This window comes from Arthrobacter sp. NPDC058192, from assembly GCF_042883665.1.
In the GTDB taxonomy this organism is placed as follows: domain Bacteria; phylum Actinomycetota; class Actinomycetes; order Actinomycetales; family Micrococcaceae; genus Arthrobacter.
The window spans coordinates 99,391-116,046 of the sequence record NZ_JBHVVJ010000012.1; the positions used below are offsets into that span (position 1 = coordinate 99,391).

A 16,656-nucleotide genomic window follows, 5' to 3' on the forward strand; every position below is an offset into this window, starting at 1 on the left:
GCCTGCACGCCGCTGTCGCAGCACGGCACTAGAATGGTCCGGTGACTTCCAGCAACGACTCGTTTGTCCATCTCCATAACCACACCGAGTACTCGATGCTGGACGGCGCCGCCCGGCTAGGAGAGCTGTTCGACGAAACCGAGCGGCTCGGCATGCCGGCCCTGGCCACGACGGACCACGGCTACCTGTTCGGCGCCTTCGACTTCTGGAAACGTGCCACCGACAAGGGCATCAGGCCCATCATCGGCGTCGAAGCCTATGTGGCCCCCGGGACTGCGCGCACGGACAAGACCCGCGTGCGGTGGGGCGAGGAACACCAGCGCAAGGATGACATCTCCGGCGGTGGCTCGTATACGCACATGACCCTGCTCAGCTACAACAACGTGGGCATGCGGAACCTCTTCCGGGCCTCGTCAATTGCCTCCCTGGACTCGGTCTTCGGTAAGTGGCCGCGGCTGGACCGGGAGCTGCTCAACACCTACTCGGAAGGGCTCATCGCCACCACGGGCTGCCCGTCCGGCGAGGTGCAGACCCGGCTGCGGCTCGGCCAGTACCGGGAGGCCGTCGAAGCCGCGGCGGAGTTCCGCGACATCTTCGGGGCCGAGAACTACTTCTGCGAACTTATGGACCACGGCCTGGACATCGAGCGCCGCGTCACCGGAGACCTCCTGCGGCTGGCCAAGGAACTGAACCTTCCCCTCGTGGCCACGAACGACCTCCACTACACCCACGAGCACGACGCCAAGGCACACGAGGCCCTGCTGGCCATCCAGTCCGGCTCGACCCTCCTGGAGCCCACATACGACAACGGAGGCTCACGCTTCGCCTTCTCCGGCAGCGGGTACTACCTGAAGTCGCCGCAGGAAATGCGGGAGCTTTTCCGCGACCACCCGGAAGCCTGCGACAACACCCTGCTGATCGCCGAACGCTGCGAGGTGTCCTTCAACACGGGCGCCAACTACATGCCCCGGTTCCCGTGCCCGGAAGGGGAGGATGAAACTTCCTGGCTGGTCAAGGAAGTCGATAAGGGGCTCCAATATCGCTACCCGCAGGGCATTCCGGACAAGGTTCGCAAGCAGGCCGACTATGAGCTGGGGGTCATCACCTCCATGGGCTTCCCGGGTTACTTCCTTGTGGTGGCCGACTTCATCAACTGGGCCAAAAACAACGGCATCCGGGTGGGTCCCGGACGTGGCTCCGGTGCAGGGTCCATGGTGGCGTACGCCATGCGCATCACCGATCTTGATCCACTGCACCACGGCCTGATCTTCGAGCGCTTCCTCAACCCGGACCGCGTCTCGATGCCTGACTTCGACGTCGACTTCGATGACCGGCGCCGCTCCGAAGTGATCGACTATGTCACGCGCAAATACGGCGACGAACGCGTTGCGATGATCGTCACCTACGGCACCATCAAGACCAAGCAGGCCCTCAAAGACTCATCACGCGTGCTGGGCTACCCGTTCAGCATGGGCGAGCAGCTGACCAAGGCCCTGCCGCCGGCCGTAATGGCCAAAGACATTCCGCTGGCCGACATTCAGAACCCCCAGTCCAAGCGCTACAGCGAAGCCGGCGACTTCCGCCAGCTGATCAGCACTGACCCGGAAGCTGCGAAGGTCTTCGAGACCGCCCTGGGCATCGAGGGCCTGAAACGGCAATGGGGCGTGCACGCCGCCGGTGTGATCATGTCCTCGGACCCCATCATCGACGTGATTCCGATCATGCGCCGCTTCCAGGACGGCCAGGTCATCACCCAGTTCGACTATCCGACGTCCGAAGGCCTCGGCCTGATCAAGATGGACTTCCTCGGGTTGCGAAACCTGACGATCATCTCGGATGCCTTGGAAAACATCAAAATGAACCGCGGCATCGACCTCGATCTCGAAACGCTGGAGCTGGATGACACGGCGTCCTACGAGTTGCTCGCCCGGGGCGACACGCTGGGTGTTTTCCAGCTCGACGGCGGGCCCATGCGGTCGCTGCTGAAGCTGATGAAGCCTGACAACTTCGAAGACATCTCCGCCGTGCTGGCGCTGTACCGGCCAGGACCGATGGGCGCCAACGCCCACACGGATTACGCCCTGCGCAAAAACAAGATCCAGGAAGTCATCCCGATCCACCCGGAGCTTGAGGAACCGCTGAAGGAGATCCTGGGCGGGACGTTCGGCCTGATCGTGTACCAGGAACAGGTGATGGCCGTGGCGCAGAAGCTGGCTGGCTATTCTCTGGGCCAGGCGGACATCCTGCGCCGTGCCATGGGCAAGAAGAAAAAGTCCGAGCTGGACAAGCAGTTCGCCGGCTTCTCCCAGGGTATGCAGGACAACGGCTACTCGATGGAGGCCGTCAAGACCCTGTGGGACATCCTCCTGCCATTCTCCGACTACGCCTTTAACAAGGCGCACTCGGCCGCCTATGGCGTCATTTCCTACTGGACCGCGTATTTGAAGGCGCACTACGCGCCGGAGTACATGGCCGCGCTGCTCACGTCTGTGGGCGACGATAAGGACAAGTCGGCCATCTACCTGAACGAGTGCCGGCGCATGGGCATCACCGTGCTGCCGCCGGACGTCAACGAGTCGGCGCTCAACTTCACCCCGGTGGGCAACGACATCCGCTTCGGCATGGGCGCCATCCGCAACGTCGGCGTCAACGCGGTCGAGGCCATGGTTGCCGCCCGCGCCAGCGAGGGCGCCTACACCTCGTTCAAGGACTACCTCATGAAGGTCCCGGCCGTGGTGTGCAACAAGCGCACCATCGAGTCGCTGATCAAGGCGGGCGCCTTCGACTCCCTGGGCCACCATCGCCGTGCCCTGGCCATGATCCACGAAGAAGCAATCGACTCCGTGATCACGCTCAAGCGCAACGAAGCGATCGGCCAGTTCGACTTGTTTGCCGGCTTTGAGGACCAGGAGCCCGAAGCGTCGCTCAGCACGGAGATCCCGGACCTGCCGGAATGGGAGAAGAAGGACAAACTGGCGTTTGAGCGGGACATGCTCGGCCTGTACGTCTCCGACCACCCGCTGCAGGGCCTGGAAGGCGTGCTGAGCCAGCACGCCGAGCGTTCGATCACGTCCATCATCGCCGAGGACGGCCCGCCGGACGGTTCGATCGTCACCATCGCGGGCATGATCACGTCATTGAGCCGCAGGATCGCCAAGGCCAGCGGCAATGCATACGCCCGGGCCGAAATCGAGGACCTCGCCGGTTCCATGGAGGTCATGTTCTTCGGGCAGGTCTACGGCCCCATCGCTTCGGTGCTGGCCGAAGACCTGATCGTGGTGGTCAAGGGTCGCCTGCAGCGGCGCGACGACGGCGCCGTCACCCTGAACTGCATGGAACTATCAGTGCCGGACCTGAGCCAGGGCACCGGCGGACCCTTGGTCATCACGATGGCGACGCACAAGGCCACCGAAGCTGTGGTCACCGAGCTGGGCGACGTGCTGCGCACCCACCGCGGAAATTCCGAGGTCCGGCTACATCTGCAGGGCGATACCCGGGTGGAAGTGATGGGCCTGCCGGTGCATCTGCGCGTCAACCCGAGCCCCTCGCTGTTTGGCGATCTGAAGGTGCTGCTCGGTCCGACGTGCCTGGATAACTGACGGGCCTTCGGCTCAGATCTCGTAGTCGAGCGGCACGGGCTGGCTGTACGCCCCGGAGTGGTAGAGCAGGGGAGCGCCGTCACTGCCGACCTGCCCTTCCACCACCTCGACCACCACAACGGCGTTATTCTCAAACGAGAGCCGCATCTGGATCTTGCCCACCAGCCAGCCGGTGACGCCCTTGAGTACAGGTACCTCGTGGGGCCCGAGCTCCCAGTGGTCGCCGTCAAACCGGTTGCCGGCCCGGGCGAAGCGGTCGGCGAGTTCCTGGTTCTCCAGCCCGAGCATGTGCACGCCGATGTAGCTCGTGTTCGCCACCGCCGGCCAGGAACTCGACGTCCTGGCCATGTTGAAGGTGAAGCGCGGCGGTTTGGCGGAGAGCGAGGCCACGGAGGTTGCGGTGAATCCGAAGGGGACCCCGTCCTGGTTGGCGGTGATGATTGCCACCCCGGCCGCGTGCCGCCGGAACATTTCCTTGAACGTCCCCTCGAAGATTCCCTCATTTGTGGCCACTGCGATCCGACTCCCTGCTGCACATGCGTGTTGTCTCTTACACTGCCAGCGTATTCCGCCGAAGTAAGAGTGGGACATTTGTTTACGCCCGCCGTCATGTGTTGTCGCGCGGCGTCATACGCCGGCACGCCAATTCCTTGTTAGCGTTTATTGCATGACACAGCCCGCAGTCGACGGCCCCGCCCAACACGCCCCGGAGTCGGCTCAGCCCCAACGCCCGGCGCAGCCCCAAACGCCGTCCGAGCACCACCGCGGACGGGGCCGGGCCGCGTGGGTCAAGGCCGCCGTCATCGCGGCCGCGGGCATCCCGGTGGGGCTGCTCTGGTGGCTGCTGGCGCCGTCTGGCCTGAACCTGCTGACGGGAAACCCGGACCTCGCCACCGGCACGAACACCGCAACCTGGCTGCCCCGCGACCTCGTCCTGGCCGGGCTGTGCCTGCTCGCCGGGTGCATTGCGGGATCGTTCGTCTCCGGCTCCAAGCACCAACAACCGACCACCGGCACAGTCCTCCTGGTGGTGCTGGCCGGCGCCGCCGGCGCGCTCATCGCGTGGGGAACGGGTGTGCTCAGCGCCCAATGGTGGGGAGCCCCGGCCGACACCTCCGCCAGCGCCAGCGTCGCGTTCTCGCTGCGGTCCTACGCAGTCCTTGCCCTTTGGCCCGCTGCGATTGCGCTGGCCATCTTCCTCAACAGCCTCTTCCCGGGCTCAGGCGGTAAACCCCGCGACTGACCGCAACGCACGGGCACGTAAAATAATCGGGTGAGCCAAACTCCTGAGCGCCCTGTGACCCCCATTTCCGCCGTTCTCAACTTCCGCACGGTGGACGTGCGCGGTGCGCACCTGTCCCTCGCCGGGCTCCGCGCTGCCGTTCCCCGGGCACAGTCCGGCACCATGGCCGACGCCGAGGACAAGGTCCTGGACATTATCTCGGCCGTCCGGACGCGGGGCTTCGCCGCGCTCCGGGAGCTGGCGCTCACGTTCGACGGCGTGGAACAGACGCACCCCCGCGTCCCGGCGGAGGCCCTGCGGGCAGCGTTGGCCGGCCTCGATCCCGAGGTGCGGGCAGCGCTTGAGGAATCCATCCGGCGGGCGCGCAGCTTCGCGGACGCCCAGCGTCCGGCGAATGTCGACGTCGAACTCGGCGAAGGCGCCGTCGTGAGCCAGAACTGGGTGCCGGTGGCACGGGTGGGGCTTTACGTCCCGGGCGGCCTGGCCGTCTACCCGTCCTCGGTGATCATGAACGTTGTCCCGGCCCTGGCCGCGGGCGTCGAGTCCATAGCGCTGGCATCGCCGCCGCAAAGGGACTTCAGCGGCCTGCCGCACCCCACGATCCTGGCAGCGGCATGCCTGCTCGGCATTGAAGAGGTATATGCGATCGGCGGGGCGCAGGCCATCGCCACGTTCGCCTATGGCATCCCCGCATCCGACGGCGGCAGCCTCGCCGGGATTGAGCCGGTGGATGTCGTTACCGGTCCGGGCAACATCTTCGTGGCCACCGCCAAGCGGCTGGTCAAGGGGGTGGTGGGAATCGATTCCGAGGCCGGCACAACGGAGATCGCCATCCTCGCCGACGCCACAGCCAGTCCCGCCCTCGTGGCGGCGGACCTCATCAGCCAGGCCGAGCATGACCCCAAGGCGGCGTCGGTTCTCTTCACCGACTCCGAAGCCCTCGCCGCCGACGTCCGCGCGGAAATGGAGCTGCAGGCCGCCGGCACCAAGCATTCCAGCCGCGTGCTCGAGGCGCTCTCCGGCCCGCAGTCCGGCGTCGTCCTGGTGGAGGATCTGGAACAGGGCATCGCCGCCTGCAACGCGTACGCGGCTGAGCACCTGGAGGTCATGACCGCGGATGCCGCCGCGGTGGCGGCCCGGATCCGCAGCGCCGGTGCGATCTTCGTGGGGGACTACAGTCCGGTGAGCCTGGGCGACTACTGCGCGGGATCGAACCACGTGCTGCCCACCAGCGGCACGGCCGCCTTCTCGTCCGGACTGAACGTGACCACCTTCCTGCGCGCCATCCAGGTGGTCAACTACACCCGCTCGGCGCTGGAGCAGGTCAGCGGGCACATCGTGAGCCTCGCCGGCGCGGAAGACCTGCCGGCCCACGGCGAGGCCGTGACGGTGCGTTTCGCCGCCCGGTAGCCTCACCTCACCGCAGCCGCAGACCACTACATGTAGTAATTACAGGCTTGTGATTCAGCTACATCTAGTCGTAAACTAGGGAAAACCAGCGGTTTGCGACACACGCTGATTGACACACGGCTGCGACAGGGGAGGGATTGACATGTATTGCCCGTTCTGCCGCAACCCCGATTCGCGCGTGGTGGACAGCCGGATTGCCGATGACGGCTCCGCCATCCGTCGCCGCCGCCAGTGCCCCGAATGCGGCCGCCGTTTCACGACGGTGGAAACCACCAGCCTGACCGTGATCAAGCGTTCCGGCGTGGGCGAACCGTTCAGCCGCAGCAAAGTCATCAACGGCGTCCGGAAGGCCTGCCAGGGCCGCCCCGTCACCGAAGACGATCTTGCCATGCTGGCGCAGGAAGTCGAGGAGACGATCCGGGGCTCCGGCGCCGCCGAAATCGAGGCGCACGACGTCGGGCTGGCCATCCTCGATCCCCTGCGGCGCCTCGACGAGGTGGCCTACCTCCGGTTCGCCAGCGTTTACCAGGCCTTCGACTCCCTGGAGGATTTCGAATCCGCGATCTCCCTGCTCCGGCACGAGGCCGAATCCAAGGGCCGGGACGGTAAGAGCCCGAAGAAGAGTCCGCTCCAAGCGCCGTCGTAAAGTCCGGCCGCCGTAAATCTTGCACCTGGTGTTGAAGTCCCAGGACCGCATCAGACTCCGGTGGTGGCAGCGGAGGGGAAGCCGCAGCCACCACCGGCTCCACTTAAAAACAAACTTAAAAACAAAGAGCCATCACTCCGGGTCGTTTCTCTACGTTCAGAACGACCCGGAGTGATGGCTCATTTGGCGTTTACTTGGCCAGCTTGTGCTTCAGCGCAATCTCGACGGCCGCGCCCACAATGCCGGCGTCGTTCTTCAGCTCGGCCGGGACGATCGGTGTGCGCAACTTCAGGTGCGGCAAGTACTCGCTGGCACGCTTGGAAATGCCGCCGCCCACAATGAACAGTTCCGGGGAGAACAGGAACTCCACATGGGAGAAGTAGCGCTGCAGCAGCACGCTGTACTGCTCCCAGCTAAGGCCCTCCCGCTCGCGGGCCACGGCGGAAGCCTTGCTTTCGGCGTCGAAGCCGTCAATCTCAAGGTGACCGAGTTCGGCGTTGGGAACCAGTTTGCCGTCGAAGATGAAGGCCGAACCGATGCCGGTGCCCAGCGTGATCACCAGCACGGTGCCGTCGATCCCTTCGCCGGCACCGAACCGTGCCTCGGCGAGGCCGGCGGCGTCGGCGTCGTTGATCACCTCCACGGGCCGGCCGAGGCGTGCCGTGAGCATGCCGTCAATGTCGGCCTCCAGCCACGACTTGTCCACATTGGCTGCTGAGTGCACCACACCGTGCTGGATGATCCCCGGGAAGGTGACGCCCACCGGGCTGCTGGCATCGGGGGCGTCGGGTCGGGCGGCGAGCTCTGCGACAACCTGCGCGACGACTTCGGCGACGGAAGCGGGCGTGGCGGGCTGGGGCGTGGGGATGCGGACGCGGTCACCGATCAGCTTGCCCTTCTTCAGGTCCACGATTCCGCCCTTGATACCGGTGCCGCCGATGTCAATGCCGATCAGGGGGGCGTTCTTCTTCGACTTTTCGTCCTTCTTGGCCAATATCGTTCCGTTCGTGGCAGGGGCGGGCTAAAGGGGACCGGCGAGGGCCGGCGGGTGAAGACCTGGATCTTCGGGGATTGCCGTGGAGCGGGAATCAGGGCAGCGTGAGAATCTCAGCGCCGGACTCCGTAACGAGCAGCGTGTGCTCGAACTGGGCTGTGCGCTTATGGTCGCGGGTCACAACGGTCCAGTCGTCGGCCCACATGTCCCAGTCAACGGTGCCCAAGGTCAGCATCGGCTCGATCGTGAACACCATACCCGCTTCCATAGTGGTGTTGTACGCCGGGGCCGCGTCATAGTGCGGAATGATCAGTCCGGTATGGAAGGCCTCGCCCACGCCGTGGCCGGTGAAGTCGCGGACCACCCCGTAGCCGAAGCGCTTTGCGTACGACTCGATGGCCCGGCCGATGACATTGATTTCGCGTCCCGGCGCCACCGCCCGGATGGCGCGGTTCAGGGATTCCTGGGTGCGCTCCACCAGCAGGCGTGATTCCTCGTCCACGTCGCCGACCAGGAAGGTGTAGTTGGTGTCGCCGTGCACGCCCCCGATGAAGGCCGTGATGTCGATGTTGAGGATATCTCCGTCCTGGATCACGGTGCTGTCCGGAATTCCGTGGCAGATGACCTCGTTGAGGGAGGAGCAAATCGACTTGGGAAAGCCCCGGTACCCGAGGGTGGAGGGGTAGGCGTTGTGGTCCAAGAGGAACTCGTGGCCCACCCGGTCCAGCTGGTCCGTGGTGACGCCGGGGGTGATGTTTTTGCCGACCTCCACGATGGCCTGGGCCGCGATTTTGGCGGCGATCCGGATCTTTTCGATCGTCTCCGCCGACTTGACCTCGGATCCGGTGAATTTTGCCGGACCGGGCTTGCCCACATATTCGGGACGCGGGATAGCCGGCGGCACGGGAAGCTGCGGGCTCACTGTCCCCGGGACCAGAGTGCCGATGGGTGCAGTTGAGGCTAGAGAAGGCATAGATTGATCATATAAGCCGCCGGGCTTGCCCGGAAAAATACGGCCCAGAAAAGTACAGCCCGAAAATGCGGTCCGGATAATGCAGCCCGGGAGTTGCAGTCCCGGAAAGACAGCAGGAAATCAGCGGGAAATCAGCGAAGGAGCACCAATGCCGGAGTACTGGTACAACGTCAACACCCACGAGATCGAAGTAGACGCCATGTCCGACTGGAGCCAGTTGATCGGACCCTACAAGACACGTGAGGAAGCCGAACACGCCCTCGAGAAGGTCAAGGCGCGCAACGAAGCCTGGGAGAAGGGCGACGACGACTAGATCGGTGGGAGCGATTTTTCGCACCGCCATTCTCACCCCATCAGGGTGAGCGCCAGCCTGCCACGGCCAGCCATACTGGAAAAATGCCGACGAGAGTTGCCCGCACCCGCGGCGTCCGGATCCCCGACCTGGCGAGATTGGGCGCTGCCTGGGTTGCCTCGACTGTGGCGCTCATCATCACCGGTGCGCTGCTGCCGGGGTTCTCAGCCTCCAGCTGGTGGTCGTACGCCGCGGTAGCCGCGACGGCCGGCATTGTGGGCCTGGTCCTCCGCCCCGCGTTGGTGGAAATTTCCGCCAGGGTCGGCTGGCTGGCAGTGCTTCTTACCGCGCTGGTGGGGCAGGCCCTGATCATGTACATCGCCATCCGCCTGGTGCCCGGCATCGAATCAACGGTTTGGACCGCCATTGCCGCCACCTGGGTCAGCGCCGTCGTGGGCACTCTCATCTCCTGGGCCACGACGGCCGGTACCGATGACGGCCTGATCACCTCGCTGGCCGGCAGGGGCCGGCGGCAGACGGCTGTGACAGATCCGGAGATTGACGGCGTCTTGTTCGTGCAGCTCGATGGTGTCCCCTTCCCTGTGCTGAAATGGGCCGTCCAATCCGGGGGAGTGCCGCACATCCGGCGCTGGCTGACGTCGGGGGATTACCAGTTCCGCGAATGGACTCCACAGCTGCCCTGCACCACCCCGGCCAGCCAGCTGGGCATTCTGCACGGTACCGTAGACGGGATTCCCGCGTTCCGATGGTACGACCGTGAGCTCAACCGGGTCCTGGTGGCCAACCGTCCGGCAGACGCCAGGGTGATCGAGGAGCGGCACAGCACCGGCCAAGGCCTGCTCCGCGACGACGGGGTCTCCATTTCAAACCTGTTCACCGGTGACGCACCACGCTCGCTGATGACCATGAGCCGGGTGGAGGTCCGGCGCGGTTCCACCCAAACGCGACGGGCGTTCGCCTGGTTTTTCAATTCGCCCAACGGCTTCATGCGCAGCCTCACACGGACCGTCGGGGAGATCCTCAAGGAGCGGTGGCAGGCCCGACGACAGATCAAGCGGAACCTCGATCCGCGGGTGCATCGGGACTGGACCTTCGCCCTGCTTCGAGCAGTCACGAACGGTCTGCTGCGTGATTTGAACACGGCGTTGGTGGCCGAGGAGATGCGCCGCGGCTCAAAGTGCATCTATGTGGACTACGTCGACTACGACGAGATCGCCCACCACGCGGGCATGTTCCGGCCGGAGTCGCTCTCCGCCCTGGATGGGTTGGACCGCACGCTGGGATCCTTGGTCCAGCTGGCCGGGTCCGCTCCCCGGCGCTATCGACTGGTGGTGCTCTCGGACCACGGCCAGTCCCAGGGCACCCCGTTCGCTGACCGATACGGCCAGGCGCTCGGCGATCTGTGTGCGGACCTCATCCACGAAAACGTTCAGAACGTGGACGCCTCCGTCGAAGGCCTCGGGCGTGCGGACTCCATCGCCGGCGACATCGCGGCCGGTGGGGTGGCCGGAAAATTCGCTGTCCGTGCCGACCGGGTGCTGACGAAGGCACAGCAGACGTCGGGGGAGCAGAGTTCCGGCCCCGGCGGCGCCGCCGAGGAGCCGGTTGTCGTGCTGGGCTCGGGCAACCTGGGCCTGGTCTACGTGCGGGGTGATCGGCGCTGGACTCTGCAGGCCCTCGACAGCCAGTGGCCGGCCCTGGTCCCGGGACTGGCAGCCCATGCGGGCATCGGCTTCGTCGCCGGCATCGATGAAGACGGCCGCTCATGGGCCATCGGCGGCGGAGGGCGCATCGACCTCGCAAACGGTGCGGTTGAGGGCATCGACCCGTTGGCCCCCTTCGGGCCCCATGCCGCGCGGATGCTCCGCCGCGCGCTGAGGCACCCCGAAGCGCCGGATCTCTACGTCAACAGCACGGTTGATCCGGTGACCGACGACGTCACAGCGTTCGAAGGGCTCGTCGGATCTCACGGGGGCTTCGGCGGTTGGCAGGATCGTGCCCTGCTGCTCGGCCCGACGGACCTCATGACGGGGCTGCCCGAGCGGATAGAAAGTGCCGCTGAACTCCACCGGGTGTTGGTGGGGATGCTTGAGTCCTGTGGCCAGCGCGCCACCACAGCGTTCCCCCTGGAGTGACCGGATCCTCTGACGAACACAGGACTGCCGCGCAGAGCATGCCCGGGGCTATGGTGAGCTTGTGAGTCCAAAGACCAGTCCCGCAGCGGTGCTGGAAATCGGCGCGCACGAGGTGCACATCTCGAATCCCGACAAGGTGGTCTTTCCCGAGCCTGGCCTCACGAAGCTGGATCTGGTCAAGTATTACCTCACCATCGCCGACGGTGCGCTCCGGGGGGTCGCGGGTCGGCCGATGGTACTCAAGCGTTTCGTGAAGGGGATCAGCCAGGAGGCGTTCTTCCAGAAGCGCGCGCCCGAGAAACGGCCGGAGTGGATCGACACCGCCACCCTGCATTACGCGTCGGGCAACTCGGCCGAAGAAGTTGTGGTGCGGGACGCCGCGGCACTGGCCTGGGTCGTGAACCTCGGATGCATCGACCTCAACCCGCACCCCGTCCGGGCCGAGGACCTCGACCACCCCGACGAGCTCCGCGTGGACCTCGATCCCATGCCCGGCGTGGACTGGCGCCAGATCGTCGACGTCGCGATGACCGCCCGGGACGTCCTCGCCGACCACGGCCTGGTGGGCTGGCCCAAGACCTCCGGCTCCCGGGGCATCCACATCTACGCCCGGATCGAGTCGCGATGGGACTACCGCCAGGTGCGGCTCGCTGCAGAGACGCTCGCCCGGGAGGTGGAACGACGGGCACCCGGGCTTGCCACCGCGAAATGGTGGAAAGAAGAACGCGGTGAGAGTGTCTTTGTCGACTTCAACCAGAATGCCAAGGACCGGACCGTTGCTTCCGCCTATTCGGTCCGCGCCCGGCCGGACGCCCGCGTCTCGACACCGCTCGACTGGGACGAAGTGCCGGGATGCCGGCCGGAGGAATTTACCGTCCATACAGTGCTCAAGCGGTTCGCGGAGCGCGGCGACCCGGCATCCGGAATCGACGACGCCGTCGGGAGCCTGGACGCGCTGCTCGCGCTCGCCGACGAACTCGGCCCGGCGGAGAAACCGCCGAAGTCCGCCGATGGGTCCGGTAGACGAGCGTCGACAATGCCCCTTATCGAGATCGCGCGCGCCAAGACCAAGCCTGAAGCGCTGGAGGGGCTTGAGCGGTGGAAGTCGAAGCATGCGGACGTCGTGAGGCTCCTTGAGCCAGCGGACATCCTGGTCGACGGGATGCGCGGCTCCAGTTCGCTCTGGTACAGGATCCGCGTCAACCTCCAGCACGTGCCGGACAAAGAGCGGCCGGAACAAGCCAAACTCGAGGTGGACTACGACCCGTGGGCAAGGAAAGGTCCGACGGGTTCCTGAGACGGCGGGTGGGGGAGGTCCGTCTTCTCCCGCCCGCGGTGGGGCGCCCAACGCGGTGGAGCGCCCGATTCACCCGGGCGCCACCCAGGACTCGCCCGGGGCGAGGACCACTGCGGTGCAGCCAGGAGCCTGCGCCGCCACGGCGTCAGCAAACCGGTGCCCGGGCCGCTCGAGCCAGCTTCGGGCAATGAGCGGAACGAACGGAGGGTGCAAGGTTCCCCAGTGCACCGGTACAGCGAAGCGGGAGCCGCTCATCGCGACAGCCCCGGCGGCGCTCTCAGGCGTCAGATGTCCCGCCGAGAGCTTCGGTCCCCACCCCCATACCGGCACCAGGGCGACGTCGATTGGCCCGCCGGCCATGGCCGGGAGGGCGGCCATCTCCGGATACAGGCCGGTGTCACCGGCGATCCACACGGTACCGGATGGACCCCGGACCAGATGGCCGTTCGCGTCGTTGGGCCGGTGTGGCATGGGGCGGCTACGATGCTGGGCCGGCACCTGGCGGATCTCGACCCCGCCTACGGAGGTCCAGCCGTCCCCCAAGGGAACCGCGTTGACGAGCTTTCGGCGACGCAACCAGGCAACATTCGCCGGAGCGCTCATCAGCACTGCGTTGCCCAGCATGCGGAGGGAACGCAACTCGGCGTGGTCGTGGTGGAGGTGGGAGAGAAGCACGACGTCCGGCCGGCTCCACAAGGCCGGATCCGGCCGCGGTGCCAGGCGCCGCAACAGTCCGGCATGAGCCCGAAGCAGCGGATCGGTCAGGACCCGGACCCCGTCCATGTCCAGAACCACCGAGGAGTGGCCGAGCCAGGTGAGCCTCACGTCTTGCGTTGCCTGGGGAATGTGGTGGGGATGTCCGTCAGATCATTGCGTCAGGCGAGGGCCTTTGCCTTGAGGGAGTCGAACTCGGTCTGGTTGATGGCTCCGGAGTCAAGCAGAGCCTTGGCGTCGGCAATCTGGGCCGCGGGAGCGGCTCCCTTGCCGGCGACCTGCTGGATGTACTCCTGCTGGGCGGCCTGCCGCTGGGCAAGTTCGGCCATCTGCCGCTCGGCCATGCCGCGGCCTCGGGCGATCAGGTAGATGAGTGCGCCGAGCCAGGGCACGAAGATCATGAGGATCACCCAGCCGGCCTTGGCCCAGCCGTTGAGCGAGTGGTCGCCGAACAGGTCCATCAAGCACCGGAACCACACCATCAGGGCGGCGATCCAGATAAAGAACCAGAAACTCCACAGGAGGACATCCCAGAAGCTATTGGCATTTGTGCCCATCGTCATTCCTCTCCCTTGCGTTCGCCGGTGCCTGACTCATCGCTGTGCGCACGATTAGTCCGGGGCAAACATCTGGCGGGGCCCTGTTTCAGACCTCTGATGACCAGAGTGCCCTGAGCAGCGGCGCAACACATCGCCCGTGAAGGATGAGGTGTTGCCGCAGGGGTTCTTTGGAAAGGAGCGGTCGCTTTAGAAGGAGTGCTCGGGGCCGGGGAACTGACCCGAGCGCACATCCTCGCCGTAGGCCTTGGCGGCGTCGCTGAGTGAGGTCCGCAAGTCGGCGTACTGCTTGACGAATTTCGCCATCTTTCCGCCGCGCAGGCCCGCCATGTCCTGCCAGACCAGAACCTGCCCGGTGGTGGCGTTGCCGGCGCCGATGCCGACGGTGGGAACGGCAACGGCGGCATTCACCTCGGCCGCCGTGGCGGCCGGCACCATTTCCATCAGCACGCAAAACGCGCCGGCGTCGGCCAGGGCCACGGCGTCCGCGATCAGGCGCTGCGCGTCGTCACCGCGGCCCTGGACGCGGTAGCCGCCGAGGGAGTGTTCGCTTTGCGGGGTGAAGCCGATGTGGGCCATGACGGGGATGCCAGCCTGGACCATAGCGCGGACGGTGTCGGCGTAAAACTTTCCGCCTTCGATCTTGACGGCGTGGGCCAGGCCCTCCTTCAGGAACCGCACGCCGGTGGCCACCGCCTGCTGGGCGGAGACCTCGTAGCTGCCGAACGGCAGGTCCGCAACCACCAGGGCCCGCCGTGCCGAGCGGGCAACGGCGCGGCACAGCGGAAGGAGCTCGTCAACCGTCACGGGAAGGCTCGTCTCGTTGCCGAAGACGTTGTTGGACGCCGAATCGCCCACCAGCAGCACCTCGATGCCAGCCTGGTCAAAGATCTCCGCGGTGTACTGGTCATAGGCGGTCAGCATGGCGAAGTGCTCGCCGTTGGCCTTGGCCTGGTGAAGATGATGCGTGCGGATCCTGGCCGCCGGTTTCCGGGACGCGCCCTCTGCCCCGGCGGTTTCGGAAGCCGCGCCGGCGGCTGCAGCCGCCGGGCCGTTGCCGTAGGGTGCGGCAAGTTCGGCGGGCGTGCTGGATTCGGGGCTGTTGCTGGTGGCCATGCCACGAGCGTAATGCGATACCGGGCGCCACAGCTACCGCGGAACCCGTCACCGCCAGTGAATCACGTGACAAGGACGGGTGCGGAACCGTGCTTCGCGATTTTGCGAGGCCGGTCACAGGACCGTGCCGGGTTCCCGTCAAACGCCGCCGGCAGACGGCAATCTCCCGGTCTTTGTGTTAACGGTGTGTTACGCGGGGGAACGGCTTCAGCAATTGGTGCCGATGCTTAGTAAAGTGAACGGTGAGCAGCCCGGGAGCCCGTGAAAACCAGGCCCGGGCACGGATGGAAGAACCAGAAAGAGGCCAGTATGGACCGCCAGCAAGAGTTTGTCCTGCGGACGATCGAGGAACGCGACGTGCGGTTCGTGCGGCTGTGGTTTACCGACGTCGTGGGCTCGCTCAAGTCCGTGGCCCTTGCCCCGGCCGAGGTGGAAGGCGCCTTCGAGGAGGGACTGGGATTCGACGGGTCCTCAATTGAGGGCCTGGCCCGCGTCTTTGAATCCGACATGCTCGCCCAGCCGGACCCGGCCACGTTCCAGATCCTGCCGTGGCGCGGTGAGACCGAGGCGACCTCTCGGATGTTCTGCGACATCCTGACCCCCGACGGCGAGCCCTCCACCGCGGATCCGCGCAACGTCCTCAAGCGCACCCTCGCCAAGGCCGCAGACATGGGCTTCACCTGCTACACCCATCCTGAGATCGAGTTTTACTTGCTCAAGTCCCAAGAGCCCGGCCCGGACGGATCGCCCATCCCCGTGGACGAGGGGGGATACTTTGACCACGTCCCGGGCGGCGTAGCCCAGGACTTCCGCCGGACCGCCGTGACCATGCTCGAATCGGTAGGCATCTCCGTAGAATTCAGCCACCACGAGGCCGGCCCCGGCCAGAACGAGATCGACCTGCGCTACGCAGACGCGCTGCAGACCGCAGACAACATCATGACGTTCCGGACGGTCATCAAGGAAGTGGCCCTGCAGCAGGGCACCTACGCCACGTTCATGCCCAAGCCCTTCACCGCCCACCCCGGCTCCGGCATGCACACGCACTTCTCGCTTTTTGAAGGCGACACCAACGCGTTCTACGAGGCCGGCGCCGAGTTCCAGCTCTCCAAGACGGCGCGGCAGTTCATTGCCGGCATCCTCAAGCACGCTCCCGAATTCACCGCCGTCACCAACCAGTTCGTGAACTCCTACAAGCGGCTTTGGGGCGGGGGAGAAGCGCCGAGCTACCTGAGCTGGGGCCACAACAACCGATCCGCGCTGGTCCGGGTCCCGCTGTACAAGCCCGGCAAGGGCCAGTCCGCGCGAATCGAATACCGCGGCATCGACTCGGCCGCCAACCCCTATCTGGCCTACGCCGTGCTGCTCGGCGCCGGCCTCAAGGGCATCCAGGAGGGCTACCAGCTCCCCGCCGCGGCCGAGGACGACATCTGGTCGCTGAGCTCGGCCGAGCGCCGCGCCATGGGGCACGACCCCCTGCCGGCGAGCCTCCACGACGCCATCCGGACCATGGAAGATTCCGAACTCATGCCGCAGATCCTCGGCGAGCAGGTCTACGAGCACTTCCTGCGCAACAAGCGTGCGGAATGGCAGGACTACCGCCTCCAGGTGACGCCTTACGAGCTGCAGCGCAACCTCGGCATCTTGTAGGAGGACCCC

General features: G+C 65.8%; 14 protein-coding genes. 8 read left to right on the forward strand and 6 right to left on the reverse strand.

Features of this window, described 5'->3' with window-relative positions; genetic code table 11:
* Positions 1-41: 41 nt before the first annotated feature.
* On the forward strand, positions 42-3,599 hold the full coding sequence (gene dnaE, locus ACFVVK_RS13370) for a DNA polymerase III subunit alpha (RefSeq protein ID WP_390267500.1): 3,558 nt from the start codon (positions 42-44) through the stop codon (positions 3,597-3,599).
* A 12-nt stretch (positions 3,600-3,611) separates the two neighbouring features.
* On the opposite strand, the gene ACFVVK_RS13375 is transcribed toward dnaE, so the two are convergent.
* On the reverse strand, positions 3,612-4,070 hold the full coding sequence (locus tag ACFVVK_RS13375) for a flavin reductase family protein (RefSeq protein ID WP_390267676.1): 459 nt from the start codon (positions 4,068-4,070) through the stop codon (positions 3,612-3,614).
* A 196-nt stretch (positions 4,071-4,266) separates the two neighbouring features.
* Here ACFVVK_RS13375 and ACFVVK_RS13380 point away from each other — a divergent pair, with 196 nt between their 5' ends.
* From ACFVVK_RS13380 to nrdR, 3 genes are all read left to right on the forward strand, one after another.
* Positions 4,267-4,842 (forward strand): hypothetical protein, encoded by a 576-nt coding sequence (locus tag ACFVVK_RS13380; RefSeq protein ID WP_390267503.1) that lies wholly within the window; start codon positions 4,267-4,269, stop codon positions 4,840-4,842.
* Positions 4,843-4,872: 30 nt separating this feature from the next.
* The gene (hisD, locus tag ACFVVK_RS13385; protein WP_390267506.1) at positions 4,873-6,252 is read left to right on the forward strand and encodes a histidinol dehydrogenase; all 1,380 of its coding nucleotides are present in this window, start codon (positions 4,873-4,875) and stop codon (positions 6,250-6,252) included.
* A 142-nt stretch (positions 6,253-6,394) separates the two neighbouring features.
* Positions 6,395-6,898 (forward strand): transcriptional regulator NrdR, encoded by a 504-nt coding sequence (gene nrdR / locus ACFVVK_RS13390; protein ID WP_390267509.1) that lies wholly within the window; start codon positions 6,395-6,397, stop codon positions 6,896-6,898.
* A gap of 190 nt (positions 6,899-7,088) precedes the next feature.
* Here the strand turns inward: nrdR and ppgK are convergent, their stop codons facing one another.
* Both ppgK and map read right to left on the reverse strand, forming a co-directional pair.
* On the reverse strand, positions 7,089-7,892 hold the full coding sequence (gene ppgK, locus ACFVVK_RS13395) for a polyphosphate--glucose phosphotransferase (protein ID WP_390267512.1): 804 nt from the start codon (positions 7,890-7,892) through the stop codon (positions 7,089-7,091).
* 94 nt (positions 7,893-7,986) lie between these two features.
* Complete coding sequence (map, locus tag ACFVVK_RS13400; RefSeq protein ID WP_390267515.1) at positions 7,987-8,865, reverse strand: type I methionyl aminopeptidase; 879 nt, start codon at positions 8,863-8,865, stop codon at positions 7,987-7,989.
* 148 nt (positions 8,866-9,013) lie between these two features.
* Between map and ACFVVK_RS13405 the strand changes: the two genes are divergently transcribed.
* From ACFVVK_RS13405 to ligD, 3 genes are all read left to right on the forward strand, one after another.
* Positions 9,014-9,178 (forward strand): SPOR domain-containing protein, encoded by a 165-nt coding sequence (locus ACFVVK_RS13405; protein WP_143111495.1) that lies wholly within the window; start codon positions 9,014-9,016, stop codon positions 9,176-9,178.
* 83 nt (positions 9,179-9,261) lie between these two features.
* A complete protein-coding gene (locus ACFVVK_RS13410) occupies positions 9,262-11,313 on the forward strand; it encodes an alkaline phosphatase family protein (RefSeq protein WP_390267518.1) in 2,052 nt (683 codons plus the stop codon).
* Positions 11,314-11,374: 61 nt separating this feature from the next.
* On the forward strand, positions 11,375-12,610 hold the full coding sequence (gene ligD, locus ACFVVK_RS13415; protein ID WP_390267521.1) for a non-homologous end-joining DNA ligase: 1,236 nt from the start codon (positions 11,375-11,377) through the stop codon (positions 12,608-12,610).
* Positions 12,611-12,679: 69 nt separating this feature from the next.
* Here the strand turns inward: ligD and ACFVVK_RS13420 are convergent, their stop codons facing one another.
* The 3 genes from ACFVVK_RS13420 to panB form a co-directional block, all read right to left on the reverse strand.
* Positions 12,680-13,435, reverse strand: a complete 756-nt coding sequence (locus ACFVVK_RS13420) for an MBL fold metallo-hydrolase (protein ID WP_390267524.1) — start codon at positions 13,433-13,435, stop codon at positions 12,680-12,682.
* Between the two features lie 50 nt (positions 13,436-13,485).
* Positions 13,486-13,881 (reverse strand): PLDc N-terminal domain-containing protein, encoded by a 396-nt coding sequence (locus ACFVVK_RS13425; RefSeq protein ID WP_390267527.1) that lies wholly within the window; start codon positions 13,879-13,881, stop codon positions 13,486-13,488.
* A 189-nt stretch (positions 13,882-14,070) separates the two neighbouring features.
* Complete coding sequence (panB, locus tag ACFVVK_RS13430; RefSeq protein WP_390267530.1) at positions 14,071-14,997, reverse strand: 3-methyl-2-oxobutanoate hydroxymethyltransferase; 927 nt, start codon at positions 14,995-14,997, stop codon at positions 14,071-14,073.
* A 309-nt stretch (positions 14,998-15,306) separates the two neighbouring features.
* Here panB and glnA point away from each other — a divergent pair, with 309 nt between their 5' ends.
* Positions 15,307-16,647 carry a type I glutamate--ammonia ligase gene (gene glnA, locus ACFVVK_RS13435; RefSeq protein ID WP_390267533.1) on the forward strand — a complete coding sequence of 447 codons (1,341 nt, stop codon included), beginning with the start codon at positions 15,307-15,309 and terminating at the stop codon, positions 16,645-16,647.
* Positions 16,648-16,656 lie beyond the last annotated feature (9 nt).